The following is a 25131-nucleotide window of genomic DNA, read 5'->3' as shown; positions in this document are numbered from 1 at the left end:
CGTCTGGATACTCATCACCACCCGCCCGGACATGTTCGCTCTGCTCTGTGCTGTCGGTGCCGGCGTCCTGGCCTCGACGGTCCCATTCGTCGCTGACCTGATTGCGCTCCGGAAGATCCCCGCACACCTGTTCGGGATCCTCATGAGCATCAACCCTGTCCTGGCCGCTTTCATCGGAGCGATACTCCTCCACGAAGAACTCGGCACTATCGAATGGGTTGGAATAGCTCTCATCGTCGCTGCGAACACAGCCGCCCTGCTCCTACCAAGCGGCACACCACGCGATGCGACGGCCGGAGCGCGGCCAGCGGCGCGACTGAACCGCGGACACCTCGAGTTGGTGGGGGAGGCGCGCGTAGAGTTCACGATGCAGCAGAACGATGCGTCTCGCGTGGATCATGCCGATGCTGCAGGCCCGCTTAGGGCGCTGGCGTCGCCGAAGCGCCGAGTTGCACCGCCAGCTCCATGCAGCGCAGACGGGCCGGGGAGAAGTCGTAGGGCATGTTCCAGATAGTCTCCGCCGCGCTCTTGACGCGGGAGCCCTCTGCCGGGTCGGGGTCGGGCGCCGGGCCAGCGTCATCGGGCGGGTGCAGCTCGTCCCAAGCGTCGAAGAGAGCGTCATCCTCCGCCAGCTGACCGGACTCCTCGATAACGCGCATCAGCGCGGTCTCGAAGGCGTGCCGCTCGGCCGCCACCTCCGAAACGCGGGGGTCGTCGACGGCGACCGTGTGGTCCAGGGCCTCCTCGGCGGCCTCGACGCGGTCGGACTCCGCACGCAGCGACGGATCGGCAGCCAGGGCGAGGAAGCGGCCGGCCTGGACGGCCGCGCCGAGCGGACCGAAGATCCGCTCAGTGACCAGCAGGACGTCCAGGTCATCCTGGCGCAGCGAGCCCTCGGGTGCGCCCTCAAGGCGGTCGGAGACGAGATCATCGAGCAGTCCCAGCCTGCTGCCAAGGGTCCGCATGCGCTGCACCGAGGCGCGCTTCCGCTGGAGCTCGGCTTCCTGCGCGGCGAGGGTGTCCTCCAGCCGCGCGAGGACGCCTGCGATCCCGTCCTCGTCGTCGGCGCCGCTCGGTTTGCCGCCGTCGAAGGCGTCGCGGATGTCATCGAGGGCGATCCCGGCGTCGGCCATTCGACGGATCCAGAGCAGCCGGATGATTTCCGGGTAGCCATACCGCCGGCGGCCGTCGCCGCCCCGCTCCCGCTCGGGCAACAGGTCAACCTGGTGGTAGTGGCGGATCGTCCGGGGAGTGACGCCGACGAATGCCGCGGCGTCGCCGATGAGGACCTCTCGCGGCGGGGTCGGGAACGGTTGCATGGCGGACCTCTCGGAGTGGGACGGGACGTGCTTCCAGCAGACCACATGACGCTGCGGCAGGTGCAACAAAATAGCCGGACCCGGTGTCGATAACGCGGTAGCCGGCTGCGTGGCTGCCGGTACGGCGCCTGTGTTCTCCTTGGGGGAGCTTTGAAGTTCGCCTGGGGTGAGGGCTGGCATGGTCACACCGTTGTTAAGGGTGTTGGTCTGTTCAGGTCCCCGCGATCGTCGGTGCGTGGTCTACGTCATGGTGTGGCGCCGCGGGCGCTGGGTCTTTTTTGCGGTGAGGCCGAGGCCGATGCATGGCACGGCGGCGGCAATTGTCAGGGCCAGGCCGACGGCCGGTACGCCCTGTTCGGCCAGGGAAGACGCGATCGCGACGCCACCAAGCCCGGAGCCAACGGCAACACCGATGTTGAAGAACGAATTGCTCAACGCGATCGGGAGTACGCCGTCCGGTCCTGCTGCACGCAGTGCCTCGGAGACAAGTGTCGGGTTCGCAGCGAATCCAAACATGCCCATAAGGGTGAAAAACACGATCGCAACGGGGGCGTTGCCGCCCCAGAGCAGGAGCACGGTCATAGTGATCAGCAGACCTGCCACGGCTGCACCGATGACCGTGTAGGGGCGGCGGTCACCGAATCGGCCACCAATCGTGGTGCCGGTCAGGGCACCGACGCCGTAGGCGATCATGATGAGGGGTACCACTGCTTCTGCCAGTTCGGCGCGTTCGGTCAGCTGCGGAGCGATGTAGCTGTAGACGCCAAGGAAGGCAGCCTGGATGAGCGCCGTTGCCACGTAAACGGACCACAGGCGGGCGTTGCGCAGCCGACTGAATTCGGCGCGAAGGTTTGTTTCCCCCTCCGAGGTTTTGTTTCCAGGGAGCACCTTCCACAGGAGGGCTGCGCAGGCAGTAGCGAGGAAGGCCAGTCCCCAGAAGGGTCCCTGCCAACCCAGGAACTGGCCGGCCGCGGTACCGATCGGCACACCGAGGACTGTTGCGAGGGTGACCCCGCCTACCATGATGCCCATCGCCTTCGCTCCGGCCCCGGGACCTGCGGCCGCTGCCGCGACAACAGCGCCGATGGCCCAGAATGTACCGGTGGCCACGGCCGCCGCGAACCGGGCAACGAGCACGACAGCGAATACGTCAGTGGAGGCGGCGGCGACATGTGCCACTGCAAACAAAAGCAGCGCCATGATGAGCGTTGCCCTCCGGGGAAGACGCAGTGTGGCGATGGCCATGACAGGCGTTCCGATCACCATTCCCAGTGCGAACACGGTGATGAGGAGTCCCGCCTGGGCGATGGTCACCTCGAGCGAGGAGGCGACTTGGGGCAGAAGACCGGCGACGATCATTTCTGTGGTGCCCATAACGAACGTCACGACGCCGAGCATCCATACGATCAGAGGAAGCCGCTGCCGGCCTGGCGGGCTGATGATGGCCGCTCCTGCGGCGGTTTCGGACAGGGTATGCGTGGTGGACATAACGATGCGTCCTTTCAGGAAGTAAAAGCCAAAGGGGTGGGCGACGCTGGCGAACATCGAACCCGAGGAAGCGGATCATCTATATCCGCTTGAACTACGCTAGCAGTTATTCGGATACCGTGCATCCACTTGTACTAGACTCGGATGATGGATACTCAGGCATTGCGCAAGGACGCCGCCCGTAATCGCGATCTTCTTATCTCTGCTGGCCGGGACCTGTTTGCCCGGCGTGGACTGGCTGCCACGCTCAACGACGTGGCCCACCACGCCGGGGTTGGCGTGGGCACTGCCTACCGTCGCTTCGCCAACAAGGAGGAACTAATCGAGGCGATCTGGCAGCAGCAGGTCGACGAGCTGGAGGCGATCCTGCGCGAGGCAGTGGCCGCTCCGGATCCCTGGGAGGGCTTGGTGCAATACCTTGAAAAGTCCCTTGCCGCGCAAGCCAAAGACCGAGGCATGGCGCAGATGCTTGCAGGGCGAACGTGGCCCGACCACTACGACCAGCAACGAGACCGGCTCGCACCCTTGGTTGACCAGGTGGCCGACCGCGCGCGCGGGGCCGGAGCGCTCCGCGAGGACGTCACCGGCACGGACCTGATTTTCCTCCAGATCGCCCTTACCGACATCTCAGGCACGGTCCAGAGCGGGTCAGCTCCCGAGGGTCGCGATGATGCCGACCGACTGTACCGCCGCTACCTCTGGATCGTACTGGACGGACTGCGGGCATCGGCATCAGCGCCCTCAAAGCTTCCCGTTGCTGCCTTGACGACCCACGAGACCCACGCACTTCTCCAGCCCCGCCCTCAAGGCTGAAGTGTCTCCCGCAGGTGGCTACGGCCGTTTCATATCACCCCGGTTCGTAGGTGACGTCTGCCCGGCCCGGCAATTTGCCGTGCTGCATGTGGTAGCGGTTGGGAAAACGCGTGGCGAGGCGGAAAGTGCGGGCAGTGCGCACACTTCCCGCCTCGACGCACCCTCACGTTCTGGGCGAGCGAGCCAGCTGAGGTTGGTACGCCGTCGGTGCCGGCTTTATGGATGACTGTTCCGCTGCAAGCCGGCCGGGTGTCCGTGCAGCCGTTGCGGCCGAGGGCAGCTGACCGCCCCGGGGCTGGGCGGCGAGGAGACGGGATTCATAGTTGCTGTGGACGAGTGCTCTGCTTTTCATGACTGTGCGGTTCCTGGTGAGTGGATGCAAAGGAGACGGTGCGTGCGGGTTTAAGGCCGTGTCAGAAAGGTCCGGACTGGACCAGGTTCGCCGGCCGGTCGCCGCTGGCCAGCGCCTTGAGCTGGCTGGCGAGGAGCTTGACGATCCGCGGCTCGAAGGCCGAGGCGTTGCCGCCGATGTGCGGGGTAATCAGTGCGTTGGGGGATGACCAAAGGGGGTGGTTGGCCGGGAGGGGTTCGGGATCGACGACGTCGAGCGCGCAGTGGAGCCGGCCGGACAGGACCTCAGCGGTCAGGGCTGCGGTATCCACCACCGGCCCCCGGCCGACGTTGACCACCAGCGCACCGTTCGGCAGTGCAGCAAGGACGGAGGCGTCCACCAGCCGGTGGGTGTGTTCGTTCAACGGGGTCACCGCAACCAGGATGTCATGGCTCTGGGCCAGGGCGGCGAGCTCGTAGGAGGCGTGGATCCGTCCGGTGCTGTCCCCGCGTGCGCTGCTGCCCACGCGGGTGATCTCCACCTCGAAGGGCTCAAGGCGCTTCGCGATTTCGTTTCCGATGCCGCCAACGCCCACCAGCAGAACCTTCCGGTCCGCCAGCGAGGAACGTCGCTGCGGCTGCCAGTTGCCGGTCTGCTGGTCGCGGACGGCCTGGTCGATGCCGCGGAGTTTAGCGATCATCAGGCCGATGGCCAGCTCGGCCGTGGCTGCCGCGTGGACGCCCGAGGCGCTCGCCACCGCGGTCTCGGGGCCCGCCGCCTCCGGAACTCCGTCAAACCCCGTGGACTGCGTCTGCACAAACTTCAGGTTCGGGGTCTTCGACAGCGAGCCGAGGACGGCGGACGCATCAATGTAGGGCAGGATGACGGCGTCGATGGCATCCAGTGCGATGCCCTCCGGCCCGGAGCGGAGGTCCCAGACCGAGGCCTCAATTCCGGCGGGCAGGGGCTGCACCCTGGCGAGGAGGTCCCGGTCGGGGAAGGTGACTGTCCAGACTGTCTGCATCGGTGGCCCTGTTCGGTAGGAGTGGCTCCCAGCGGTGCAGACCTCTCCGGGAAAACCGTTGACGCCCCAGCACCAATCTGAGAAACTTTTCTCATGTATGACAATCCTCGCACTTCAGAAAGCGTCAGGCAAGAGTTCCGCGGAGGCAATTCGAGTGAAGAAAACAAGGTTTCCGCCCGTGATCATCATGGGCGTGTCAGGTTCCGGAAAATCGACAGTGGGAGACCTCCTGGGGCGCCGGCTGGGGGTCCCGTTCATTGACGGCGATGACCTGCATCCCGAGGCCAACAAGGAGAAAATGCGAACCGGGATTCCGCTGGACGACGTGGACCGCCGCCCGTGGCTGATGGAGATCGGGCGTACGCTGCAGCTACGCCAGCAGGCCGGAGAAGGCGTCATCGTCGCCTGCTCCGCCCTCAAGCGCCGCTACCGCGACCTCCTGAGGGAGCATGCCCCGGAGGTTGTGTTCCTTCATCTCCAAGGTTCATCGGACACCCTCGCCGCCCGGATGGCGGCACGGAACCATGAGTTTATGCCTGCAACGCTGCTGGCCTCACAGCTGGAGGCTCTGGAACCGCTGGCTGCGGATGAGCGCCAGGTGCTGCTCGATGTCCGCAAGTCCCCATCCGAGCTGGCGGACCGGGCCGCCGCGGCGCTGGATGGTTTGGCGGTGGATTGGACGACGGCGGCGGGAGACTAGTCGAGGCCTGTCACCCCGCGCGCATTAAACCCAACTAGGTCGCAGTTGTTGTCGTTATGAGGACTCATAACGACAACAACTGCGACCTAGTTGGGTTCGGTGTTTGGTTAGGCGACGGCCGCCCGGCGCTCGCCGATGTCGAAGCCGGGACCACCCGGGACGGAGTCGATCAGTTTTCGCGTGTAAGGATGCTTCGGGTTGCCGTAGACGCTGTCCACGTCACCGAGCTCCACCACCTCGCCGTGGAAGAGCACCATGATCCCGTCGCTGACGTGGTGCACCACGTCCAGGTCGTGGGAGATGAATGCCATGGTCAGGTCCAGTTCGGTGCGCAGCCGGCTGATGAGGTTCAGGATCTCCGCCTGGACGGACAGGTCCAGCGCCGAGGTGATCTCGTCCGCGATGATCAGTTTGGGCCCCACTGCCAGTGCGCGCGCGATGGCAATGCGCTGACGCTGCCCGCCCGAGAATTCGTGCGGGTACCGCTCGGCCACGTCGGCGTCCAGGCGGATGGTGGAGAGCCAGTACGAGATCTTCTCCCGGTGTGCGCGGGGATTCGACTTCACCGGATCGATCGCCTCGGCCAGGGTCTGCCCGATGGTGCGGCGGGGATTCAGCGACGAGTACGGGTCCTGCGGAATCATCTGGACTTCCCGGCGCATGGCACGGCGCTGACCCGACGTCATGCGGGACACATCGGCCCCGTTGACCCAGATGCTGCCGGAACTGACAGGGTTCAGACCAACGATGGCCTTGGCCAGGGTTGACTTGCCCGAGCCTGATTCCCCGACGATCCCCAGGGTCTTGCCGCGTTCGATGGTGGCCGAGACGCCCTTGAGGACCTTGGCTGCTGCCTGTCCGGAACCGAACGTGACTTCCAGGTCGCGGACTTCCAGGACCGGGGCGGCGGACATTGCGGTGCTTGTCATGGCTGGAGCCTCTCTGTTTCCGGCTGAACCGTCCCGGCCTGAACGGGGCCGAGGGCGTCGTCGGTGATTTCGTCGAAGGTGAAGTCCTCGGCCCGGACGGCGACGAGTTCCGTCTTGCGTTCGGCGATGCTCGGCGTCGCTGCCAGCAGCGCTTTGGTGTAAGGGTGCTTGACGTCGCCGGCAGCAAGCTGGGCACCGGTAAGCCGTTCGAGGATTTTCCCGCCGTTCATCACGATCACCTTGTCGCACAGGGCCTGGACCACACCGATGTCATGGGAGATGAACAGCATGGCGGTCCCCATTTCCCGGTTGATGGTGCGGAACTGGCGCAGGACGTCCGCCTGGACGGTGACGTCCAACGCCGTGGTGGGCTCGTCGGCGATGATCAGCCGCGGGTCCGTGACCAGGGTTGAGGCAATCATGGCGCGCTGGAGCATGCCGCCGGAGAGCTCGTGCGGGTGCTGCTTCATCCGCAGTTCCGGCTGAGTGATCCGGATGTCCGCCAGTGCTTTGACCATCCTGGTGAACGAGGTCTTCCCCGACTGCTTCAGGTGGATCCTGCTGACCTCAGTCAGCTGGGACCCGATCCGCAGGGCCGGGTTGAAGCTGGTTCCCGGGTCCTGGTAGACCAGCCCGATGGACGTGGCCAGCGTGCGCGGATCGTTCTTCTTGAGCAGGTCCAGTTCGCCGAGGCGCATGGAGTGCGCCCTGACGGTGAGTTCCTCCGGCAGCAGGCCGGCGATGGACATGGCCGTCAGGGACTTTCCTGATCCGGATTCCCCCACGAGCCCCACCACTTCGCCGGCATGGATACTCAGGGACACACCCTTGACCAGGGGCACGCCGTTGGGGGTGAGGACGGTGAGGTTGTCCACCTCCACCAGCGCCTCCCGGTCGGCCCGCATCGAGGCCGGCAGCTCAGAGGCGGCCTTGACGCTGCCGAACTTCCGTCCGCCGCGTGGGTCCGTGGCGGCAGCAAGGCCGTCGCCAATGAGCATGGCGCTCAACCCCGCGATGGTGATCATGATCGAGGGCATCACGGCCTGCAGCGGCTGGGAGTAGATGTTCACGAGCGCCTCGTTGAGCAGGCGCCCGAAGTCGTACTCGGGGTTCTGGACGCCCAGTCCGATGAACGACAGGCTGGACAGCTCGATCAGGGTGGTTGCAAACACCGTGGCGGTCAGCACCAGCAGCGGCTCTGCCATGTTCGGCAGCAGGTGCCGGGTGATGATGCGTGGGCCCGGAACGCCGAGCAGGCGTGCCGTTGACACGTAATTGCGCTGAGAGATCGAGGCAGCCATGTTGGCGGTAAGGCGGGCGAACGCCGGAATGCTGGCGATGGCGATGGCGAGGACGGCGGACCAGGCTCCCTGGCCGAGGATTGCGGCGATGAGCAGCGCAAAAATCAGGCTGGGATAGGCGACGGCGGCATCGATGACGCGGAGGACAGCGTTGCGGATCCGCGGCGGGGCAAGCCAGATGAAAGTGCCGATCAAAACGCCGCCCACCACCGAGATTGCCGTTGTGGCTGCCGTCATCACCAGGGTGAGCCTGGTGGCCACAAGCGACCGGGCCAGCACGTCACGGCCGAAGTCGTCAGTTCCCAGCCAGTGCGCGGAGCTGGGCCCCTGGGAGGCGTTGGCGGTGAGCTTTTCGGCCGCTTCGCTGAGGAACAGGGGTGCGAGGAGGCCGATCAGGATCATGACGCTCATCAGGGCGATGCCAATTATCAGGCCGGTAGTCCAGCGGAAATGGCGCTTGGTGCGGGTCGTTTCAGCCATGGGACTTTCCTCCTCCGAGGGTGCGCGGATCGATGATTCCGAGGATGACGTCGACCAGCAGGTTGAGGATGATGGCAAGGAAGCCGAGGACCAGGATGATGCCCTGGATGACCGGGTAGTCCTTGTTGACAATGGCCGTGACGATTTCCTTGCCGAGTCCGGGCCAGTTGAAGACGTTCTCGATGATGATCGCTCCGCCGAGCATGCCGGCGAGGATCAGCCCGGCGAGGGTCAGGGTGGTGGTCATCAGGTTGGGCAACGCATGGCGGGCGTAGAGCCGCAGCGGCGGCAGGCGCCAGCCGCGGGCGGTCCGCAGGTAATCCTGCTCGAGGACGGTGGAGGTTTCCCGGCGGACCACCCGGGCGATCGAGCAGATGGGCGCAATCGAGAGGCCAACGACGGGAAGGATCAGGGACGTGAGGGTGGCCGCGCCGGCGGCCGGCAGGACCTTGAGCACGATGGCGAAAACCACGACCAGCATCGTGGCGATGACATACTGCGGCACGGCCTGGAAGAACCCGGTGAGCATGCCGAAGGAGACATCCAGCCACTTGCGGCGCCCGCCGCGGGTGAGGATGCCCACCACCATCCCGGCCGGGATCGAAAGCAAAAGGGTCACGATGATGCCCAGCAGGGCCAGTTCTGCCGTGAAGGGCAGCTTGGTGGCGATGATCGAGGATACAGATGTGCTGTACGCGAATGATTCGCCGAGGTTGCCCGTGAACAGGTTCCCCACGTACTGGAGGAACTGCAGGTGCAGGGGCTGGTTCAGCCCCAGGCTTTCCCTGATGGCTTCGATCTGTTCCGTGGTGGCGTCGGCGCCGGCGACTGCCACCGCCGGGTCGCCGGGGATGAGCGGGACCATGAAGAAGGTAACCACCACGAGGAGGATTACGGACAGCAGCACTCCGCCGGTGCGGCGCAGGCCGTAGCCAGCCCAGGGGGAGAGGTTGCGGAGCCCGCCCCGGGGGCCCTTTGTGGCCCCCGGGGGGTTGCTGAACAGGGCGCTTTCCCTGTTCAGCATGGTCGGTTCGGTCATGGTCCCTGGCCTTACTTAGTGATGCGCATGGTGGCGTAGTCGACGATGCCGGACGGCGCCTGGATGGAGAATCCTGCGCGCTGGGCAACGATCTGGGGTTCGCCCACGAAGGGGACAATGTCGTTGTCCTCGAGAATGCTGATCTGCGCGCGCTCGTAGGCTTCGCACCGCTTGTCCTGGTCCGTTGCGGACTGTGCGGTGGCGATGTCGGCCAGGATATCGGCGTTCTCGCCGCCACCGATGTTGCGGCCGCCCTTCTCGGTGGGGACGCCGGCGATCCGGGTCAGGGACGCGGCCACTGTGCCTACGAAGTTCGCGTCGCCCTGGATGGTCAGGTCCCAGGTCTCCGGCTTGGTCTGGGTCATGGTGGCCCAGGTGCCGTTGTCCACCAGGCTTAGGTTGACCGTGGCGCCGGCTGCCCTGAGGGCTTCCTGGACGTAGGTGCTGCCTGCACCGTTGGGGCCGATGCTGGTGGTGCCCACCATCTTGAAGGTCTTCCCGGCGAGCACTGCCTTGGCAGCATCGGCGTCTTCCTTCGTGAAGTGCGAGTTGTCCTCGAGGGCGCAGGCCACGGTGGGGGCGACGATTGAGGTGTAGGGGATTCCCTTGTTGGCGTAGGCTGCGGCATTGAACGCCTGCTGGTTCATCAGCTGGGCCACGGCCTTGCGCAGGGCGGGGTCCGTAAATGGGCTGCCTTCGCGCTGGTTGAAGAGCAGGAAGATCCCGGCGAAGGGCACCGTGGTGACGGCGTAGTCCTTGTTCCCTTCGAAGCGGGCAGTGTCCGCCGGAGCGATGTCCGAGACGTCCATCTCACCGGTGAGGAGCTGGTTGGCCACGGTGGTCTTGTTGACGCCGGGGAAAAAGCGCACGGTCTTGGCCGGCGTTCCCTCAAGCGGCTTGGACCACTTCGGCCAGGCCTCATAGTCCTCACGGAGAGTCATGTCGTAGCTGACGCCGTGGCTCGCCTTCGTCAGGGTGTACGGCCCGGAGAAGGCTGCCTGCACGGATCCCTTGGCAAGGCCTTCAAGGTCCGCGAGGCCGGCGGGGCAGATGATTCCGGTCTGGGCCAGGGTCAGCCCGCCGATGAGTTCGGACCAGGGCTGGGCCAGCTTGACCGCCACGGTGCCCGCAGCGTCGTCGGCCGTGATGGTGGGCTGGCCCGGTCCGAAGACCAGCCTGGCGAAGTTGTTTTTGGTGGCGGGATCAGCGAAGTAGGTAAGGGAGTTGGCCACGATGGTGGGGGTAATGACCGTGCCGTCGGCGCAGGTTGCGTCTTTGCGGATGGTCAGTGCGGCGTCCGTGGCTGTGGCGGTCCACTCGGTGGCCAGGCCGCCGATGAACTTGCCGTCAGCGTCGCGGCGCACCACGGTGTCGAAGAGGAAACGGGCTACTTCGTAGTCGTCCTTGGCGTTGGCCTTGGCTGCGTTGAACGTGGTGGGATCCGAATTCAGGGCGGTGCGGATGGTGTCCGTGGCGGGGCCGGCGCTTCCGCCGGTCCCTGTGCTGGTACTGCCGCCGCCGGTGGTGCAGCCGGTCAGGAGCAACGCTGCTGCCGCCGCGGCTGCCGCCAGGGTGGTAAGTCTTCCGTGCATGGTGTGTCTCCTCGATACAACGGGAATCTGCGAGAAAGTTCGCGAATGAGAAGAGTTTCTCTTATTCGCCCAGCCAAGTCAACGGTTTTTTGTGAGCTGACACACGGCCGTAACCCGGCGCCGCCGCAATTTACCTGCTGGCAACAATCGCCCGACTTATTTGGGCCAATCCATCGGACCCTCTTGACGAATCGGATTTGAAACGCGAAACTTTTCTCATATGTGACAGCCGCCTCATCTGACTAGCCCCTTGCCGGCGGGGAGGGCGCAACCAACCGAACCAACCAAAGGTGACAACAATGGCAACAACACTCGAGCTCACGGTCCGCAAGGCCACCTGGACCCGGCTTCCCAAGGAACTCGTGGAAGCCTTCGCCGCCTTCCCCGTGTCCAACATCGGGGACGCCATGGAGCGGTTGGGAATAGTCGACGGCGGCATCAGCGCGGTCTGGGAAGGCGCCCACTGCGTCGGCTCGGCCCTCCCGGTACTCGGTGCGGCCGGCGACAATGCGGCGGTCATCGAGGCCCTCGGCTACATACAGCCCGGCGACGTGGTGGTCATTAACGGGTTCGGCCACGAACACCGTGCCCTGGTCGGTGAGCAGCTGTCGCAGCGCTTCGAGGCTGCCGGCGCCACCGGAGCCGTGATCGACGGCTACATCCGCGACCGCCACACCATCAGCGAGATCAAATTCCCCGTCTTCGCCCGCGGCGTCACCCCCGCCGGTCCCTTCAAGAACGGCCCCGGCGTCATCGGCGAACCGGTGGCGATCGGCGGGATCGTTTGCGCCGCCGGTGACGTCGTCGCCGCAGACGATGACGGCGTCGTTATCATCCCTGCGGCCCGTGCGGCCGAAATCCTGGAACGCGTTATCGCTGTTGCCGCCCACGAGGCCGAGATGACGGCCGAAATCACGCGCGAATACAGCTGACCCGGCGCTTCACCGCGCCAAGGACCAGCCCTAAACTAAGAGAGACCTAATGACTACTGCATCGACGGACTCAGTGGACCTGAATACCGCACAAATCAAGGTTGTCACCGCTGACGGCAAGATGGTGCGCAAGGCGACCCTCGCCGGCACCATGGGCTCCTTCGTGGAATGGTACGACTATGGCATTTACGGCCTGCTGACCACGTACCTGGCCATCAACATCATGGGGTCCAAGGATCTCGGATCCCTGCTCCTGACCAACGTCGGCTTCCTGGTCAGCTTCCTGGCCCGGCCCTTCGGCAGCGTGATCTGCGGCTTCCTGGGCGACAAGCTGGGCCGCAAGAACCTCCTGGCCGTCCTGCTGCTCCTGATCTCCGGCGCCACCGCCTGTATCGGCCTGATCCCCTCTTCCTCCGTGATCGGCTGGGCAGCCCCGGCGCTGCTGATCCTGTTCCGCATCCTGCAGGGCTTCTCCGCCGGCGGCGAAGTGGCGGGCGCCATGGCGTTCGTGGGCGAGTACGCGCACAACAAGCACCGCAACTTCTCCATGAGTTTCATCGCCGTGGGTTCCTTCTGCGCCCTCCTGTTCGGCAGTGCACTCTCCGCCACCCTTATCACCACCCTGGGCGACGCCACCATGGAATCCTGGGCCTGGCGCATCCCGTTCCTCTTCGCCCTTCCGCTCGGCTATGTGGGCTACTACATCCGCTCCAAGATGGAGGACACCCCGCATTTCGCCGCCCTGCGTGAACGCAACGAAGTAGAGCGCAACCCGCTGAAGGCTGTCTTCACCTCCAAGCGGCACCTGAAGGCCATTGTGCTGACCATCTTCCTGCCCGCACTGAACGGCCCCGGCTACTATCTCCTGTTCGCCTACATGCCCACCTACCTGAAGACCCAGCTGGGCACCGGCAACAACTTCACCATGGTGCAGGCGCTGATGGTGACGGCCGTCAGCCTCGTGGCCATCATCATCAGCATCCCGCTGATGGCCCGGCTCTCCGACCGGATTGGCCGCAAGCCCGTCCTCGCCGCCTCCGCCGTGCTGATGGCCCTGGTGTCCTACCCGATGTTCTCGATGATCACCACTGGCAACATGGCCCTGGCCTGCATCGCCACCGTGGTGATGGCGATCGCGTTTTCCGGCCATGCCGCCGTTGTGCACACCGTCCTGACGGAAATGTTCCCCACCACGGTCCGCTACAGCGCCTACAGCATCGGCTTCAGCATCAGCACCATCATCTTCGGCGGCAGCGCCCCGCTGGTGATGACCGAAATCATCAAGGCAACCGGCAACAGCATGGTCCCGGCCTACGCCGCGATGGGCACCGCCGTCATCACGCTCACGTCGGTCTACTTCCTGAAGGAAACGAAGGGCCAGCCGCTGGCCACCCATTAACAAAACACGTACGACGGCGGCCTGCCGCCATTGCCGGCAGGTCGCCGTGGCCGGACCGGAACCACCTCAACCAGAACCATTGGGAGTCACCTTGGGCATCAATTCAGTCGCCGTCGTTGCAGACCTCGGCGAGAGCTACGGAAATTACAGCATCGGTGACGATGAGGCCCTCCTGGGCCTGGTCACGGCGTCGAACATCGCCTGCGGCTTCCACGCCGGGGACCCGCGCGTTATGGACGCCACGGTGAAGTCGTGCGTGGAGCGAGGCATCGAGCTCGGCGCCCACCCCGGCTACCCCGACCTGGTGGGCTTCGGCCGGCGCCTGATCGAGGCCAGCGAAGAGGAAATCCGCACGGACGTCCTCTACCAGATCGGTGCCCTGGACGCGTTCGCCCGGATCCACGGCGGCAAGATCAGCCACGTGGCCCCGCACGGCCGGATGGGCAGCATTGCCCAGACGGACGCCAAGCACGCCCGGGCCATCACCGACGCCATCAAGGCCTACGACCCGTCTTACATCGTGATCTGCCAGAACGGCCTGCTGGCCGACGAATCCCGGAAGCGCGGCCTCGAAGTGGGCTACGTTTTCCTGGCGGACCGCGGCTACGGCGAGGACGGCATGCCCGTCTCCCGCAACACCGAAGGCGCCCTGCTGCACGACCCCGACGAGATCGGCCGCCGGGTTGTCCAGGTGGTGACCGAGGGAACGGTCCGCGCCGTCACCGGCAAGGTGGTTCCCCTGGGCCACGATGCCGACGTCGTCCTCCTCCACGGCGACCACCCGCAGGTCCTTGAGAGCGGCACCGCCCTCCGCGCGGCTCTGGAGAAGGCCGGGGTCAAGGCGGCCGGGCTGCAGGAAGTCCTTGCCGAGAAAGCCAAAGCGGCGGCCGCGGCCTGACCGCGGCCTCCATTGCCCCCGCCCCAGACCGCCGTCACACCACCGAGCAGGACATATGACCCCGCAACCACCGCCAGCCGCGAACCCCAGCCGGTCGCCCGGCCTTGAGGCGCACCCGTTTGGAGACTCAGCCCTGATGCTGGGCATCGCCGACGACGACCCCGAGGTCAGGCGGACCGGTGCCAGGCGGTTGCGGGACGTCCTGCTCGAGGTCCGGCCGTACGGGGTGCTGAACCTGGTGGCGGGCGCGGAATCGCTGCTGGTGGAGTTCGATTGCCTGGCGGTCAGCCACGGACAGCTCGCCCAGACGGTCAGGCTCGCAGTGGCCGGGCTGGGGCTGCAGGACGCCGGGCCGGCCCTGGGCGCGAGGGACTTTGTGGTCCCCATGGTGGTCAGCGACGAGTTTGCGCCCGACCTTCCCGGGGTGGCCGAGGAGCTGGGACTCAGCCAGGAAGCCACACTTGAAGCGCTCACCACGTCGGTGCTCACGATTAACCTGTTGGCGGCCGCGATGGCCCCAATGATGGCCGGGGTTCAGTTCCCGGGCCAGGTAAGCCGCTGCGCCGAACCCCGGACGGACGTTGCTCCGGGTTCGGTGATGGTGGCCGGCACCAGCGCCATCATCCAGCCGTTCCCGGGACCCACGGGCTGGAAGGTGATCGGCCGCACGCCCCTGACCGTCTGCGATATCCGCGAGGATCCGGCAACGTCCTACCGGCCGGGGGACAGGGTCACCTTCAAGGTCATACCGGAAAGCGGCTGGGCGGAGCTCGAAGGCCGGTTCCTCCGGCCCGTAGCGCCCGCAGACCAGCAGGAAGGCGGCAGGCGTGGCAGCGAAGCCTGAGCAGGCGGTCACCCTTTCGATCAGCGAGGCCGGCTGGCTGTCCACGTTCCAGGACCTGGGACGCGTGGACTCCGAGTTCATGGGCGTGCCCTGCGGGGGCGCCGCCGACCAGCATTCCGCGGCTGCAGCCAACATCCTTGTGGGCAACCGGCGCGGCGCCGCGCTGCTGGAAATCATGGGCGGACGCTTCGCGTTCACCCCGTCGCATGACATTTTCATCACCATCACCGGCACGCCGGCAGAAGTAACCGTCGGCGGGGTTCCGGTGCCCATGTGGCAGCCGGTCTGCGTGCCGGCCCGGACCAAGGTGGTCATCTCCAAGGCCACTGGAGGCATGCGCAACTACCTGGCCTTCAGCGGCGACCTGGACACTCCGCGGTTTATGGGCAGCGCTGCGCCGGAATCCCGGATGGGGTTTGCGCAGCGGATCGTCGCGGGCCAGCAGATAGCACTTGCCAGCCGGTACCGGGGCTTCAGCCAGCCCTACCTTGGCCAGCCGCTGTTCAGGCTGCCGGTACCGGTGCCCGACTTCAGCCCCGACGTCTGGACGGTTGAGGTGGTGGAAGGGCCGGAAACGGACAGGACCCCGGGCATCCGGGAGCTCCTGAGCAGCAGCATTTACACCGTGGGCGGCAAATCCGACCATGTGGGCCTCCGCCTGGACGGCCCGGTCATCCATCCCGAAGGGCTGGGTGAGATCGTGTCGCACGGCGTCCCGATCGGCGCTTTCGAGATCCCGCACGGCGACGAACTGATCATCCTGGGCCGCTCACGTACGCTGACCGCGGGCTACCCCATTGTGGCGGTGGCGACGAAGGCTTCGCTGCCGCTCCTGGGCCAAGCCAGCCCGGGCCGGAAGATGACCTTCCGCTGGGTCAGCCAGGAGGCCGCCGTCGAACGCTGGCGGGAGCAGCAGCGGCTGCTCGGCGCGCTGGCGGAGCGGGTGCACAACCTGTTCGCCGCCGTCGGGCTTCCCGTCGCGGAGGCCGCGGAGGCCGCGGATCCCGGCACGCCGTCCAGCACCCGCGCCGCCTGAAAAGGGTTGACGCCCCCAGTTTCAAATGAGAAACTATTCTCATATCCAATTTGGTTCTTGTTTTATCCGGTTTACCCGGTTGCCACTGCCGCGCTGCCTCCCGCAGCGTGCCGGACGAAAGAGATGCATCATGGAGCTTCTGAATGGCAAGGTTGCCATCATCACCGGCGCCGGCACCGGCATGGGCCGCGAAACGGCCAAGCTGCTGGCCGCCGAAGGTGCCACCGTGGTGCTGGTAGGGCGGCGGCAGGACGTGCTGGACAAACTCTCCAACGAGATTTCAGCAAGCGGCGGCAAGTCCTGCGTCCGCACCGCCGACATCGCCAGCAAGGCCGAGGTGGATGCCCTGGTGGACTGGATCCACCAAAACGTCGGCCTGGTGGACATTCTCATCAACAATGCCGGCAGCGCCAGCAAGGTCCTGAACGTGCGGTGGATCGCAGAAGAGGAATGGAACCAGGTCCTGGACGTGAACCTGAACGCCGTCTTCCTGCTCACCCAGGCGGTGCTGCCGGACATGCTCGGCCGCAACACCGGCTCCATCATCACCGTCTCCTCACTGGCGGCTGTGACCCCGAACCTGTTGGGCGGTGCAGCGTACGGCGCTGCCAAGGCGGCGGTCCGGAACTTCATGACGTACCTGCACACCACATTCCGCAACGAGGGGCTGCGTGCCGTGACCATCCTGCCGGGTGAGACCGCGACGCCCATCCTGGACAACCGGGCCCGCCCGCCGCGCCAGGAGGAACGGGACGCCATGGTCCAGCCGGAGGATGTGGCCCGGGCCATCCACCTGGTGGCAACACTGCCGCAGCGCACGGTGGTCCAGGAACTGGTCATCGCCCCCACCGTGCAGCGGGACACCTCTGGCGACATCGAGATCAGCCGCTGGACCGGCGCCCCCGCAACCGATCTCCCACAGGGCAGTAAATAGCGCAATCCCTAAACAAAACGCGGCCGGGACCCTTCCGCCGCCCCTGACTACTCTCTGCCTCCCTGTCTGAAAGGACACCGTCGTGACCACACCAGCAGCACCCAGTATCCTCAGCTTCCCTCCTTCCGACGCCGTCCAGCGCGTGCTCCGGACGTCGCTGCGCGTCCAGCAGCCGCAGTCCAGCGGAGACCTGGTGTCCCTGGCCATGGGCGAACCCGACTTTGATACCCCGCAGCAGGTCCGCGACGCCGCGGCGAAGGCCCTGCAGGACGGCTACACCCACTACTCGCCGCTGCTCGGCGAACCGGTCCTCCGCGACGAACTGGCCGTGCGGATCGGCGCCCTGCTGGGATCCGCTGTCAGCACCAACGATGTGCTGATCACCCAGGGCGGCACGGCAGGGCTGGCCGCCGCGATCCTTGGCACCGTCAACCCGGGCGACAAGGTAGTCATCCCGGATCCCACCTACTCCCTCTACGCAGACCTGGTCAGCATGGCCGGCGGCACGATCGTTCCGGTGCCCCTCGCCGGGAACCTGCACTGGGACCTGGAAGCGCTGGCGGGCGCCCTCGACGGGGCGAAGATGTTTGTCTTCTGCAACCCGTCCAACCCCACCGGAATTGTCCACTCCCGCGCGGAGCTCGAGGCACTGGCCCTGATGGTCGCCGGCACCGACATCCTGATCCTCTCCGATGAGGCCTACAGCGACCTGGTCTACACGCCTGAGCCGTTCACGTCCGCCCTGGAAATCGAGGGCCTCGCGGGCCGCACCATCTACTGCCAGACCTTCTCGAAGAGCTACGCCATGACCGGCTGGCGGGTGGGCTACCTGTGGGGTCCCGCGGACGTCATCGCCTCCGCAGCGAGGGTCCACAACACGTTCAATGGCTCCATGAACACAGCGGTCCAGCTGGCCGCGCTCACCGCCCTGCAGACCTGCGGGCCGGACATCGAGCGGATGCACGCCTCTTACGCGGCCCGCCGCGAGCTGATGTACAACGGCCTGAAGGACATCCAGGGGCTCACGGTCAGCTCACCGGAGGGCGCGTTCTACCTCTTCCCGAAGTACGACGCCGACCTGCCGGCCTCGGAAATGGTGGCGCACCTGCGCAACCACGGCGTGGCAGTCCGTCCCGGCAGCGAGTTCGGCCGCAACGGCGAATTCCACCTGCGGCTCTCCTACGCCGCCAGTGCCGAAGCCATCAACGCCGGCGTCGAACGGCTTGCGGCCGGCCTCGCCGACTTGAAGTAGCGCACTTGGCCACCACTGCCGCAGTTCCCGGACTGCGCAGCGACACGCTCCGCAACCGGAAGCTCATCATCCGTTCTGCCGGAAAACTGTTCGCCGAAGGCCACCAGGCCACCATGGCGGACATTGCCCGGGCCGCCGAGGTCTCGACCGCCACCGCGTACCGGCATTTTGCCTCCGTCGATGAGGTCCTGGCCCGCTTCCGGTTCGAGGTGGGCAGCGAACTGCTGGAGTTCAGCCAGCAGCAGCAGGCGACGGGGCTGGAGCTGCTGCGCCTTGTCAGCACCAAGTGGGTCACCCTGGTGGTGACCCACGGCCGCGCGATGGTCCACACCCGGTCCGGCGAAGGCTACCTGGCGCGGCTGCGTACAGGTGCCACGCACCTGACCGTCCAGGCTGACGCCCTGGGCGCGGCGCTTCGGGACACCTGCCTTGAACTCGGCGTGGATGACCCAGGCGATGAGGCCATGTTCCTGTGGAACGTTCTGTTCGATCCGCGCGAAATCTTCGACCTGATCGAGACGCTGGGATTGGGCCCCGAGGAGACCGCCCGGCGGCTGGCAGCCACGCTGGTGGGGGCCTTGAAGGGCTGGTGCGGCCCGATCGGCGGGCCGAGGCAATAAGCTTGGTACGCAACAGAAAGGGGCCCGGGAATGCGAAGCGATACCCAACGTAACCGCAGGGAACTGGTCAACGCGGCCGGTGCACTGTTTGCCGCCCGGCGGGGGACCATCAACATGACGGACATCGCCAAGCACGCCGAGATCTCCACGGCCACGGCATACCGGCATTTTGCGTCCGTTGAGGATGTCCTGGCCGAGTACCGCTTCAACGTGGGCCACAAGCTGCGGGACTACAGCTTGAAGCAGACCACCAGCGGCCTTGAGCTGCTCGAAGCGGTCAGCCGCAAATGGGTGGACCTGGTGGTCAAACACGGCGGGGCCATGCTCTACACGCGTTCGGGCGAGGGATACCTCGCCCGGCTCCGGACCGGGGCTTTCTACCTCACCGTCCAGGCCGAGGCACTGCAGCGCCCGCTGGAGGAAGCCTGCGCCGAGCTGGGACTGAGCCCGCTGGGGGACGAGGCAATGTTCCTCTGGAACATCCTGTTTGATCCCCGCGAAATCCTCGACCTGATCAACACCGTTGGCTTGAATAAGAAGCAAGCCACTGAGCGGCTGGTGGCCGCGCTTCGGGGCGCCCTGGTTGGCTGGGACGGGAACAAGTCCGCGGCCACGGACTGAACTGAACCCTGGGCCTAGTTCGCCAGCCGCACGCTCCGGAGGGTTATCCCGCGCATTTCGCGGCGGATCCTCTCGGGCGGAACGGCGGCCAGGGATGCGACTTCGAAGAGGTCCAGCTGGCCTGTCTTCAGCGCCATCACGGTAAGGGACCGGCGTCGTACTTCCAGCGCGCTCTTACGCTCGACGGCGGCAGCCAGGGCCTTCGTACAGCCGCGGATCGCTTCGAGGTGAGTCCCGGCCGGCCAGCCCGCCGGTTGCAGCTCCGTGTAGCCGGCGCCGATCCGCCGTCGAACGTCCACTTTGCCGACGCCCGCGGCGTCGGCGATTTTGGCCACCGATACGCCGTCGGCCAGGGCCTGGGCGACGGTGTCGTTCCGCAGCCTAAGGGCGCCGCGTACGCTGCTGTCCGCCTGCGCCACCTGCTGGCGGTTCAGTGCCAGTTCGTGGCGGAGCGTCTCCTGGTCGATGGGTTCGAACCGGCGGCGCCGGCCTGCCCGCAGCGGCTGGACGGCCACGCTAGTGCGTGTCCGCTTCCGGGGCCAGCACCCAAACCACCGCCGCGCCGCCAAAGGAAGGCATAAGGCTGCCCTCGAAGAACACCTGGCCTTTCTGTGCTTCGCCATTGGGGCTCCACCGGCCGCTGGCCGGGCAGTGCGTGCCGGTGACCGCCGTCATAGCCCGGAGGGGCCGGCAGCGCAGGGTGGGTGCTTTGACAGACTGGATCATTTTCTTTGCTCCTGATGCCTGGGGTGCGTCGTTATTGGTCGCGGAACGAGATGAGCACCTTGCCGGACCGGGTGGGGTCCTTGGCAAGGTCGAAGGCCGCCAGCGCCTCCGTAGAGGGGAATTCGTGGGTGACCACCGGGTCCACATACAGTGAGCCGTCCGCGAGGGCAGTAAGCACGTCGTCGATCTCGTTGTTGAAGCGGAACGAACCGAGGAGTTCCAGTTCACGGGTGATGGCCAGCGAGATCGGGACGGGCTGATCGCCGCTGGGCAGGAGCCCCACCATGACCACTTTGCCGCCGCGCATGGCGCCGCGGAGGGCGGAGGCCAGGCCGCGGTGGTTGCCGGAGGATTCCAGTACGACGTCGGCCTGAACCGCCTCGATCGCGTCGGCATCAGTGGCCAGAATGGTTCCCGTCGCGCCGACCGCCTTGGCGATCTGGAGGGGAGCTTCGTGCACGTCGACGGCGACGATTTCGGCTGCTCCGGCGCGCTTGGCCACTGCCACGATGAGGCTGCCGATCGGGCCGCTGCCGATGACGAGGACCCGCTTGCCGGTGAGGTCGCCTGCCTGGGAAACAGCGTGCCAGGCTACGCTTGCGGGTTCGGCGAGGGCGGCCGCGCGCAGCTGCAGCCCGGCAGGAAGCGGCCGGAGCATCCGGGCGGGCAGGACGGCATACCGGCTGAAGGCGCCCTGGGTATGCGGGACGCGGGCGGCGCTGCCCAGGTAGGTGCAGCCGGGGGAGAGGTTGGGCCTGTCGGCGGGATAGCGGACGCCGGCTCCGCCCGGCGTGGCGGGGTGGACGGCAACGTCGGTGCCTGCTGCCGGGCCCGAGCCGCCGGCAGCCGCCTGGACTACAGTGCCCACCACTTCGTGGCCCAGCACCAGTGGAGCACGCAGGATGGATTCGCCGGCCGCGCCGTGGAGCCAGTAGTGCAGGTCGGAGCCGCAGATGCCGCCATAGGCGATGTCCACTACGGCCTCGTGGGGTTCGGGTGCGGCATGCGCGAGGGCTTCGATCCGGAGGTCCCCGACGCCGTGGACGACGACGGCCGGGCCCGTTAACAGATTCGTTGTTGTAGTTGCCATGTCAAACCACCACTGTCATTCCGCCGTCGATGAAGATTGTTTGCCCGTTCACGTAGTTGGATGCGTCCGAGGCGAGCCAGGTGACCGGCCCGGACAGGTCATCCACGGTTCCCCAGCGGCCCGCCGGGGTCCGGCCCAGGATCCACGAGTTGAAAGCGGGGTCGTCGACGAGTGGCTGGGTCATTTCGGTGTGGATGTAGCCGGGGGCGATGCCGTTGATCTGCAGGCCCTGGCCCGCCCACTCGGCGGTCATGGCCCGGGTGAGGTTGCGCAGTCCGCCCTTCGCCGCGGTGTACGCGCCGATCGTGGGCCGGGCGAGGTCTGACTGGACGGAGCCGATGTTGATGATCTTGCCGCTCCGGCGCTCCAGCATCCGGCGGGCGGCTTCGCGGCCCACCAGGAAAGCGCTGGTCAGGTCGGTGGCGAGCACCCTGTTCCAGTCGGCGGCGTCAAGTTCCAGCAAGGCTACGCGGTGCTGGACACCGGCGTTGTTCACCAGGATGTCCAACGGACCGTAGGTGGCTTCGGCATCCGCTACTCCCGCGGCCACGGCAGCCTCGTCGGTGATGTCGAAGGAGACCGCACCCACCTTGTCCGCACCGAAGTTTCCAGCCAGCTCTTTCCTGGTGGCTTCCAGCCGGGCCGGGTCCAGGCCGTGGAGCACCACGGCCGCTCCTGCCCGGGCCAGGCCGCTCGCCAAGGCCTTTCCGATACCCCGGCTTGATCCCGTAATCAGGGCAGTTCGCCCGGTCAGGTCAAAGGGTGACGGATGGTCCATGGAAGTGCCTCTTCTCGACGTTCACTGCGGATCTTGCGGTGCTTCAGCGCACCCCTCGAGCCTACGGCGGGGCTGATCCAGAGTCAAGAACTATTTCTCATTTGCGAGACAATTATAGTTTCAAGGCGTCATGGTGGCATCTGGCCAGCTGACAGGGCGGACGACTGCCGAATGCGGGCTTGCCGGTGGGGAACGTTCCTAATGGCGTCCACGCGCCTGCACCAGCTTTCCGGTCAGCTTGACGCTGGCCCGGACGTCGCCGGTACGGCCCAACTGCGGGCAATCGCTTCGAGGGCAGCGTTGTAGGCTGCGGCCCAGTCCATGCCGGGCGGTCCAACCTGGGCAAGTTCCAGGCTGACCAGGCCATGAACCTGGCCCCATATTGCCGCAGCAACGATGTCGGCAGGTTCCTGGCGCCATCCGCCAGCCTGTTGTGCGGCAGTCACAGCTTCCTTGAGGGGTCCCATGGCATCGGTGGTGGTGTCCGGGCTGGGCAGGCACTCGGCGAAGGAGGCCAATGCGCCGCCGAACATCAGTCGGTACATTGCCGGATGACTCAGTGCCCAGTGCCTGTATGCGGTACCCAGCCCACGCAGCCCGCCCTCAAGCGCCGCCGCCTGGGAACTGCCGAAGGAGCGAAACGCCTCGTCCACAACCGCGGTGAGCAACTCGGATTTCCCGCCAAACAGCGAGTAGACGGCCGTCGTTGACGTTCCTGCTGCCGCTGCCACATCCCGCAACGTGACTTTTGCCGGGCCACTCCGGTCCACCAACTCGGCAGTGGCCAGCAGCAGCTCATTACGAAGGGAACTGGTATGCACCACAGGTCTTGCCATGCCCACAACTCTGCCATAACCTTGTTTCGTAACAACGTTACAAAACGAAAAATGGTCACTTTGGAAGGCGCATCATGGGGCAACACATCTATCCCGGCCGGTACACGGCTGACCCCGGGCAAGACTCGGTGACGGTTTTCCTGATTGGGATGCGTGCCAACCGCTGGTGGAAAATCGGCAAGGTTGCCCACGTTGCCGCGGCAATGCCACGCATGCTGCGCCACCTTGCCCGGAATCCTGACGCCGGCATGCTCGGGGTTGAACAATGGTTTGGGCGGACCACGATGATGGTCACCTATTGGCGGAGCCCCGACCACCTGCGGAAGTTCGCCGCAGACCGGGACGCCCCGCACCTGGAGCCCTGGCGGCACTTTATGAAGGAACTGTCCGGAAGCGGGGACATCGGAATCTGGCACGAAACGTACCAGGCCCCGGCGAGCGGGATTGAGACGATCTACAGCGGAATGCCGCTCTTCGGGCTGGCGAAAGCCACCGCACAGGTCCCGATCGGTAAGGGAACGCACACAGCCAAGCAAAGAATGGGTCATTCAGCAGGCGCTGCCTGATCGGCAGGTGGATCCACCTGCCGGGATCCGAGTGGCGGAATCGCCGGTGGGAATTCCGGCGCCCTGGTTCGGGAAGCCACTGAGCGGATAATGCGGGCAAGCTCTTTCGGGCGGCTCCACATGGGCCAATGCCCCGTTGGAAGGTCGATGACGTCCAAGTGTTCGATGTTCTTGACTTCTGCAAACATGGGGTGGCCGGTCCGTGCCAGATCGAGCACCTTCGCACCCGGAATCGAGCAGCACACCAGGGTGGTGTGGACCTTGCGGCGGGCCTCGTTCGTGAGCTCGACTGGCTGGCGGAGCACTGGCCCGGGTTCAGGGACAGCCCGTGACCGGAATCGCGCCAGGACTTCCGAGCTCAGACCTTCGAGGCTCGCCTGCTGCGCGAGCACATCGAAGGGCGGCAGCGGAAACTCCTCCACGCTCTCCGGGAAATCCGAGGCAAAGGCACTTCCCGCCGCCACGGGGCCGGAGTCAACCCACACCACTGCGTGGATTACCTCCGGGCGCCGGTCAAGGACCATGCTGACGGGGGCATTCGCTCCGCTGTGCGCAACGAGCGTAACCGGTTGAGCCGCGGTGGCGCCGAGATTGGTGATGGCTTGCAGGATCGCCGTCGCCTGATCCTCGAGGGTCTTCGTTTTGCGTTCAGGATCGTTGCCGTCAAGGCCCGGCAGTGTCACGGCCGTCGCGCGGGACTGGTCAGCCTCGAGCTCCCTCAGTACTTCATCCCACGCCCATGCACCAAGCCAGTGGCCGGCGATAAGAACAATGTTCGTGCTGTTTGCAGTCGGTGTCATGGCACAACCCTCGCAGGCGGTACGGACAAGGGTATGTCACTATTTGTGTCATGAATTGGACCAGGTTTGAACCGTGAAGCGTGTGGAGCGCCTTCTTGCTTTGTCCGAGATGCTGCGCCGCAGCGGCAAGCGCGGCATTTCGGGCGAACGGCTGGCGAGGGAGCTCGAGGTGTCCGTGCGCACCATTAAAAGGGACCTCGACTCGCTGGAAACCAGCGGTGTGCCGATTTGGGCGCGCCCCGGTCCGGGCGGTGGCTACGGATTGGCGGCAGGCGTCACCCTGCCGCCCGTCACTCTTTCCCCGTCCCAGGCCGTGGCGCTCATGGCGGCCGTTTCCGCCGCACGCGATGCCCCGTACGCAGACCTGGCAGCAGCAGGTAACCAAAAAATCCTGGACGTTCTTGATCCCGCCACCCGGATGCGGGCGGACAGGCTGGCCCGGCGCATCTGGGTCAACGCGGTCCCCTCATCCTCGCGGGCAACCAGGTCGGCTCTGGAGCAAGGGATGGCCGAGCAGCGGGTGATCCGCATCCGCTACACATCGGCGGAACACAGCACAACCACCCGCGACGTGGAACCGGTATTGTTCGCCTCCACCAACGGCCAGTGGTACCTCGTCGGGTGGTGCCGGCTTCGCGACGCGATACGGTGGTTCACCGTTTCGCGCATCGAGCGGGCCAGCGTCACCACCACCGCATGCACCGGCCACACCATCGAAGAGGTTGGCGAACCGCCGCTGAATGCCAAGCCGGTGAACACCCGGGGACATGGCTGACTCAAGTG

The 25131-nt window shown here is 65.9% G+C and carries 27 protein-coding genes; 14 read left to right on the top strand and 13 right to left on the bottom strand.

The genetic code is table 11. The features are described from left to right. Positions 1 to 31: 31 nt before the first annotated feature. Positions 32 to 514 (top strand): EamA family transporter, encoded by a 483-nt coding sequence (locus ASF72_RS20815; RefSeq protein ID WP_235504786.1) that lies wholly within the window; start codon positions 32 to 34, stop codon positions 512 to 514. Here the strand turns inward: ASF72_RS20815 and ASF72_RS18055 are convergent. Further along, complete coding sequence (locus tag ASF72_RS18055) at positions 420 to 1319, bottom strand: MerR family transcriptional regulator (RefSeq protein WP_056601161.1); 900 nt, start codon at positions 1317 to 1319, stop codon at positions 420 to 422. The two genes, ASF72_RS20815 and ASF72_RS18055, sit on opposite strands and share 95 nt — an antisense overlap. A gap of 240 nt (positions 1320 to 1559) precedes the next feature. Next, positions 1560 to 2807 (bottom strand): MFS transporter, encoded by a 1248-nt coding sequence (locus ASF72_RS18050; RefSeq protein WP_162242823.1) that lies wholly within the window; start codon positions 2805 to 2807, stop codon positions 1560 to 1562. A gap of 147 nt (positions 2808 to 2954) precedes the next feature. Between ASF72_RS18050 and ASF72_RS18045 the strand changes: the two genes are divergently transcribed. Continuing rightward, positions 2955 to 3620 (top strand): TetR/AcrR family transcriptional regulator, encoded by a 666-nt coding sequence (locus tag ASF72_RS18045; protein ID WP_056601175.1) that lies wholly within the window; start codon positions 2955 to 2957, stop codon positions 3618 to 3620. Positions 3621 to 4033: 413 nt separating this feature from the next. Here ASF72_RS18045 and ASF72_RS18040 read toward each other — a convergent pair whose 3' ends face one another. Further along, the gene (locus tag ASF72_RS18040; protein WP_056601155.1) at positions 4034 to 4975 is read right to left on the bottom strand and encodes a 2-hydroxyacid dehydrogenase; all 942 of its coding nucleotides are present in this window, start codon (positions 4973 to 4975) and stop codon (positions 4034 to 4036) included. A 187-nt stretch (positions 4976 to 5162) separates the two neighbouring features. Here ASF72_RS18040 and ASF72_RS18035 point away from each other — a divergent pair, with 187 nt between their 5' ends. After that, positions 5163 to 5675 (top strand): gluconokinase, encoded by a 513-nt coding sequence (locus ASF72_RS18035; protein ID WP_056601173.1) that lies wholly within the window; start codon positions 5163 to 5165, stop codon positions 5673 to 5675. Positions 5676 to 5782: 107 nt separating this feature from the next. Here the strand turns inward: ASF72_RS18035 and ASF72_RS18030 are convergent, their stop codons facing one another. From ASF72_RS18030 to ASF72_RS18015, 4 genes are read right to left on the bottom strand one after another with little or no spacing between them, the layout of a single operon-like run. Further along, on the bottom strand, positions 5783 to 6604 hold the full coding sequence (locus ASF72_RS18030; RefSeq protein WP_056601153.1) for an ATP-binding cassette domain-containing protein: 822 nt from the start codon (positions 6602 to 6604) through the stop codon (positions 5783 to 5785). Continuing rightward, positions 6601 to 8385 (bottom strand): dipeptide/oligopeptide/nickel ABC transporter permease/ATP-binding protein, encoded by a 1785-nt coding sequence (locus ASF72_RS18025; protein WP_082484522.1) that lies wholly within the window; start codon positions 8383 to 8385, stop codon positions 6601 to 6603. The genes ASF72_RS18030 and ASF72_RS18025 overlap by 4 nt, the downstream gene beginning before the upstream one ends. Then, on the bottom strand, positions 8378 to 9424 hold the full coding sequence (locus tag ASF72_RS18020; RefSeq protein WP_235504784.1) for an ABC transporter permease: 1047 nt from the start codon (positions 9422 to 9424) through the stop codon (positions 8378 to 8380). The genes ASF72_RS18025 and ASF72_RS18020 overlap by 8 nt, the downstream gene beginning before the upstream one ends. Before the next feature lie 11 nt (positions 9425 to 9435). After that, a complete protein-coding gene (locus ASF72_RS18015) occupies positions 9436 to 11016 on the bottom strand; it encodes an ABC transporter substrate-binding protein (protein ID WP_056601151.1) in 1581 nt (526 codons plus the stop codon). Positions 11017 to 11315: 299 nt separating this feature from the next. Between ASF72_RS18015 and ASF72_RS18010 the strand changes: the two genes are divergently transcribed. The 9 genes from ASF72_RS18010 to ASF72_RS17970 all read left to right on the top strand — a co-directional run bounded on the left by ASF72_RS18010 (position 11316) and on the right by ASF72_RS17970 (position 19552). Next, positions 11316 to 11948 carry an RraA family protein gene (locus ASF72_RS18010; RefSeq protein WP_056601149.1) on the top strand — a complete coding sequence of 211 codons (633 nt, stop codon included), beginning with the start codon at positions 11316 to 11318 and terminating at the stop codon, positions 11946 to 11948. A gap of 49 nt (positions 11949 to 11997) precedes the next feature. Then, positions 11998 to 13347, top strand: coding sequence for an MFS transporter (locus ASF72_RS18005; RefSeq protein WP_056601148.1), 1350 nt, complete (start codon positions 11998 to 12000; stop codon positions 13345 to 13347). Positions 13348 to 13438: 91 nt separating this feature from the next. Beyond that, complete coding sequence (locus ASF72_RS18000) at positions 13439 to 14245, top strand: LamB/YcsF family protein (RefSeq protein ID WP_056601146.1); 807 nt, start codon at positions 13439 to 13441, stop codon at positions 14243 to 14245. A 55-nt stretch (positions 14246 to 14300) separates the two neighbouring features. After that, positions 14301 to 15089, top strand: coding sequence for a carboxyltransferase domain-containing protein (locus ASF72_RS17995; RefSeq protein WP_082484520.1), 789 nt, complete (start codon positions 14301 to 14303; stop codon positions 15087 to 15089). Further along, positions 15073 to 16125, top strand: coding sequence for a biotin-dependent carboxyltransferase family protein (locus ASF72_RS17990; RefSeq protein ID WP_056601144.1), 1053 nt, complete (start codon positions 15073 to 15075; stop codon positions 16123 to 16125). Before ASF72_RS17995 ends, ASF72_RS17990 begins: the two co-directional genes overlap by 17 nt. A 130-nt stretch (positions 16126 to 16255) precedes the next feature. After that, positions 16256 to 17059 carry an SDR family oxidoreductase gene (locus ASF72_RS17985; RefSeq protein WP_056601142.1) on the top strand — a complete coding sequence of 268 codons (804 nt, stop codon included), beginning with the start codon at positions 16256 to 16258 and terminating at the stop codon, positions 17057 to 17059. A gap of 82 nt (positions 17060 to 17141) precedes the next feature. Further along, on the top strand, positions 17142 to 18311 hold the full coding sequence (locus ASF72_RS17980) for a pyridoxal phosphate-dependent aminotransferase (RefSeq protein WP_082484518.1): 1170 nt from the start codon (positions 17142 to 17144) through the stop codon (positions 18309 to 18311). Between the two features lie 5 nt (positions 18312 to 18316). After that, positions 18317 to 18931 carry a TetR/AcrR family transcriptional regulator gene (locus tag ASF72_RS17975; RefSeq protein WP_235504783.1) on the top strand — a complete coding sequence of 205 codons (615 nt, stop codon included), beginning with the start codon at positions 18317 to 18319 and terminating at the stop codon, positions 18929 to 18931. Positions 18932 to 18961: 30 nt separating this feature from the next. After that, positions 18962 to 19552 (top strand): TetR/AcrR family transcriptional regulator, encoded by a 591-nt coding sequence (locus ASF72_RS17970; protein ID WP_056601140.1) that lies wholly within the window; start codon positions 18962 to 18964, stop codon positions 19550 to 19552. Between the two features lie 14 nt (positions 19553 to 19566). Here the strand turns inward: ASF72_RS17970 and ASF72_RS17965 are convergent, their stop codons facing one another. From ASF72_RS17965 to ASF72_RS17945, 5 genes are all read right to left on the bottom strand, one after another. Further along, positions 19567 to 20067, bottom strand: coding sequence for a hypothetical protein (locus tag ASF72_RS17965; RefSeq protein ID WP_056601138.1), 501 nt, complete (start codon positions 20065 to 20067; stop codon positions 19567 to 19569). Between the two features lies 1 nt (position 20068). Beyond that, positions 20069 to 20278: a hypothetical protein gene (locus tag ASF72_RS17960; protein ID WP_056601137.1), complete on the bottom strand. Its 210-nt coding sequence runs from the start codon at positions 20276 to 20278 to the stop codon at positions 20069 to 20071. A 31-nt stretch (positions 20279 to 20309) separates the two neighbouring features. Beyond that, a complete protein-coding gene (locus ASF72_RS17955) occupies positions 20310 to 21368 on the bottom strand; it encodes an L-idonate 5-dehydrogenase (protein ID WP_056601135.1) in 1059 nt (352 codons plus the stop codon). A 1-nt stretch (position 21369) separates the two neighbouring features. Next, positions 21370 to 22146, bottom strand: coding sequence for an SDR family oxidoreductase (locus ASF72_RS17950; RefSeq protein WP_056601132.1), 777 nt, complete (start codon positions 22144 to 22146; stop codon positions 21370 to 21372). Between the two features lie 233 nt (positions 22147 to 22379). After that, positions 22380 to 22982, bottom strand: a complete 603-nt coding sequence (locus ASF72_RS17945; protein WP_056601169.1) for a TetR-like C-terminal domain-containing protein — start codon at positions 22980 to 22982, stop codon at positions 22380 to 22382. 74 nt (positions 22983 to 23056) lie between these two features. Here ASF72_RS17945 and ASF72_RS17940 point away from each other — a divergent pair, with 74 nt between their 5' ends. Continuing rightward, positions 23057 to 23548: a DUF4188 domain-containing protein gene (locus tag ASF72_RS17940; RefSeq protein WP_056601130.1), complete on the top strand. Its 492-nt coding sequence runs from the start codon at positions 23057 to 23059 to the stop codon at positions 23546 to 23548. Here ASF72_RS17940 and ASF72_RS17935 read toward each other — a convergent pair. Next, positions 23527 to 24348, bottom strand: a complete 822-nt coding sequence (locus ASF72_RS17935; RefSeq protein ID WP_082484516.1) for an alpha/beta fold hydrolase — start codon at positions 24346 to 24348, stop codon at positions 23527 to 23529. The two genes, ASF72_RS17940 and ASF72_RS17935, sit on opposite strands and share 22 nt — an antisense overlap. 73 nt (positions 24349 to 24421) lie before the next feature. Between ASF72_RS17935 and ASF72_RS17930 the strand changes: the two genes are divergently transcribed. Then, positions 24422 to 25123 (top strand): helix-turn-helix transcriptional regulator, encoded by a 702-nt coding sequence (locus tag ASF72_RS17930; RefSeq protein ID WP_082484513.1) that lies wholly within the window; start codon positions 24422 to 24424, stop codon positions 25121 to 25123. Positions 25124 to 25131 lie beyond the last annotated feature (8 nt).

Origin of the sequence: Arthrobacter sp. Leaf141 (assembly GCF_001424565.1) — a bacterium.
GTDB lineage: Bacteria > Actinomycetota > Actinomycetes > Actinomycetales > Micrococcaceae > Arthrobacter.
Note: the sequence above shows the minus strand (reverse complement) of the source record. Positions and strands in the feature narration are given on the sequence as shown.

Coding starts and splice junctions, on each gene's coding strand:
- ASF72_RS20815 (WP_235504786.1), top strand. CDS start 32: ATGTTCGCTCTGCTCTGTGCTGTCGGTGCCGGCGTCCTGGCCTCGACG.
- ASF72_RS18055 (WP_056601161.1), bottom strand. CDS start 1,319: ATGCAACCGTTCCCGACCCCGCCGCGAGAGGTCCTCATCGGCGACGCC.
- ASF72_RS18050 (WP_162242823.1), bottom strand. CDS start 2,807: ATGTCCACCACGCATACCCTGTCCGAAACCGCCGCAGGAGCGGCCATC.
- ASF72_RS18045 (WP_056601175.1), top strand. CDS start 2,955: ATGGATACTCAGGCATTGCGCAAGGACGCCGCCCGTAATCGCGATCTT.
- ASF72_RS18040 (WP_056601155.1), bottom strand. CDS start 4,975: ATGCAGACAGTCTGGACAGTCACCTTCCCCGACCGGGACCTCCTCGCC.
- ASF72_RS18035 (WP_056601173.1), top strand. CDS start 5,163: ATGGGCGTGTCAGGTTCCGGAAAATCGACAGTGGGAGACCTCCTGGGG.
- ASF72_RS18030 (WP_056601153.1), bottom strand. CDS start 6,604: ATGACAAGCACCGCAATGTCCGCCGCCCCGGTCCTGGAAGTCCGCGAC.
- ASF72_RS18025 (WP_082484522.1), bottom strand. CDS start 8,385: ATGGCTGAAACGACCCGCACCAAGCGCCATTTCCGCTGGACTACCGGC.
- ASF72_RS18020 (WP_235504784.1), bottom strand. CDS start 9,424: ATGACCGAACCGACCATGCTGAACAGGGAAAGCGCCCTGTTCAGCAAC.
- ASF72_RS18015 (WP_056601151.1), bottom strand. CDS start 11,016: ATGCACGGAAGACTTACCACCCTGGCGGCAGCCGCGGCGGCAGCAGCG.
- ASF72_RS18010 (WP_056601149.1), top strand. CDS start 11,316: ATGGCAACAACACTCGAGCTCACGGTCCGCAAGGCCACCTGGACCCGG.
- ASF72_RS18005 (WP_056601148.1), top strand. CDS start 11,998: ATGACTACTGCATCGACGGACTCAGTGGACCTGAATACCGCACAAATC.
- ASF72_RS17995 (WP_082484520.1), top strand. CDS start 14,301: ATGACCCCGCAACCACCGCCAGCCGCGAACCCCAGCCGGTCGCCCGGC.
- ASF72_RS17985 (WP_056601142.1), top strand. CDS start 16,256: ATGGAGCTTCTGAATGGCAAGGTTGCCATCATCACCGGCGCCGGCACC.
- ASF72_RS17970 (WP_056601140.1), top strand. CDS start 18,962: ATGCGAAGCGATACCCAACGTAACCGCAGGGAACTGGTCAACGCGGCC.
- ASF72_RS17960 (WP_056601137.1), bottom strand. CDS start 20,278: ATGATCCAGTCTGTCAAAGCACCCACCCTGCGCTGCCGGCCCCTCCGG.
- ASF72_RS17955 (WP_056601135.1), bottom strand. CDS start 21,368: ATGGCAACTACAACAACGAATCTGTTAACGGGCCCGGCCGTCGTCGTC.
- ASF72_RS17950 (WP_056601132.1), bottom strand. CDS start 22,146: ATGGACCATCCGTCACCCTTTGACCTGACCGGGCGAACTGCCCTGATT.
- ASF72_RS17945 (WP_056601169.1), bottom strand. CDS start 22,982: ATGGCAAGACCTGTGGTGCATACCAGTTCCCTTCGTAATGAGCTGCTG.
- ASF72_RS17940 (WP_056601130.1), top strand. CDS start 23,057: ATGGGGCAACACATCTATCCCGGCCGGTACACGGCTGACCCCGGGCAA.
- ASF72_RS17935 (WP_082484516.1), bottom strand. CDS start 24,348: ATGACACCGACTGCAAACAGCACGAACATTGTTCTTATCGCCGGCCAC.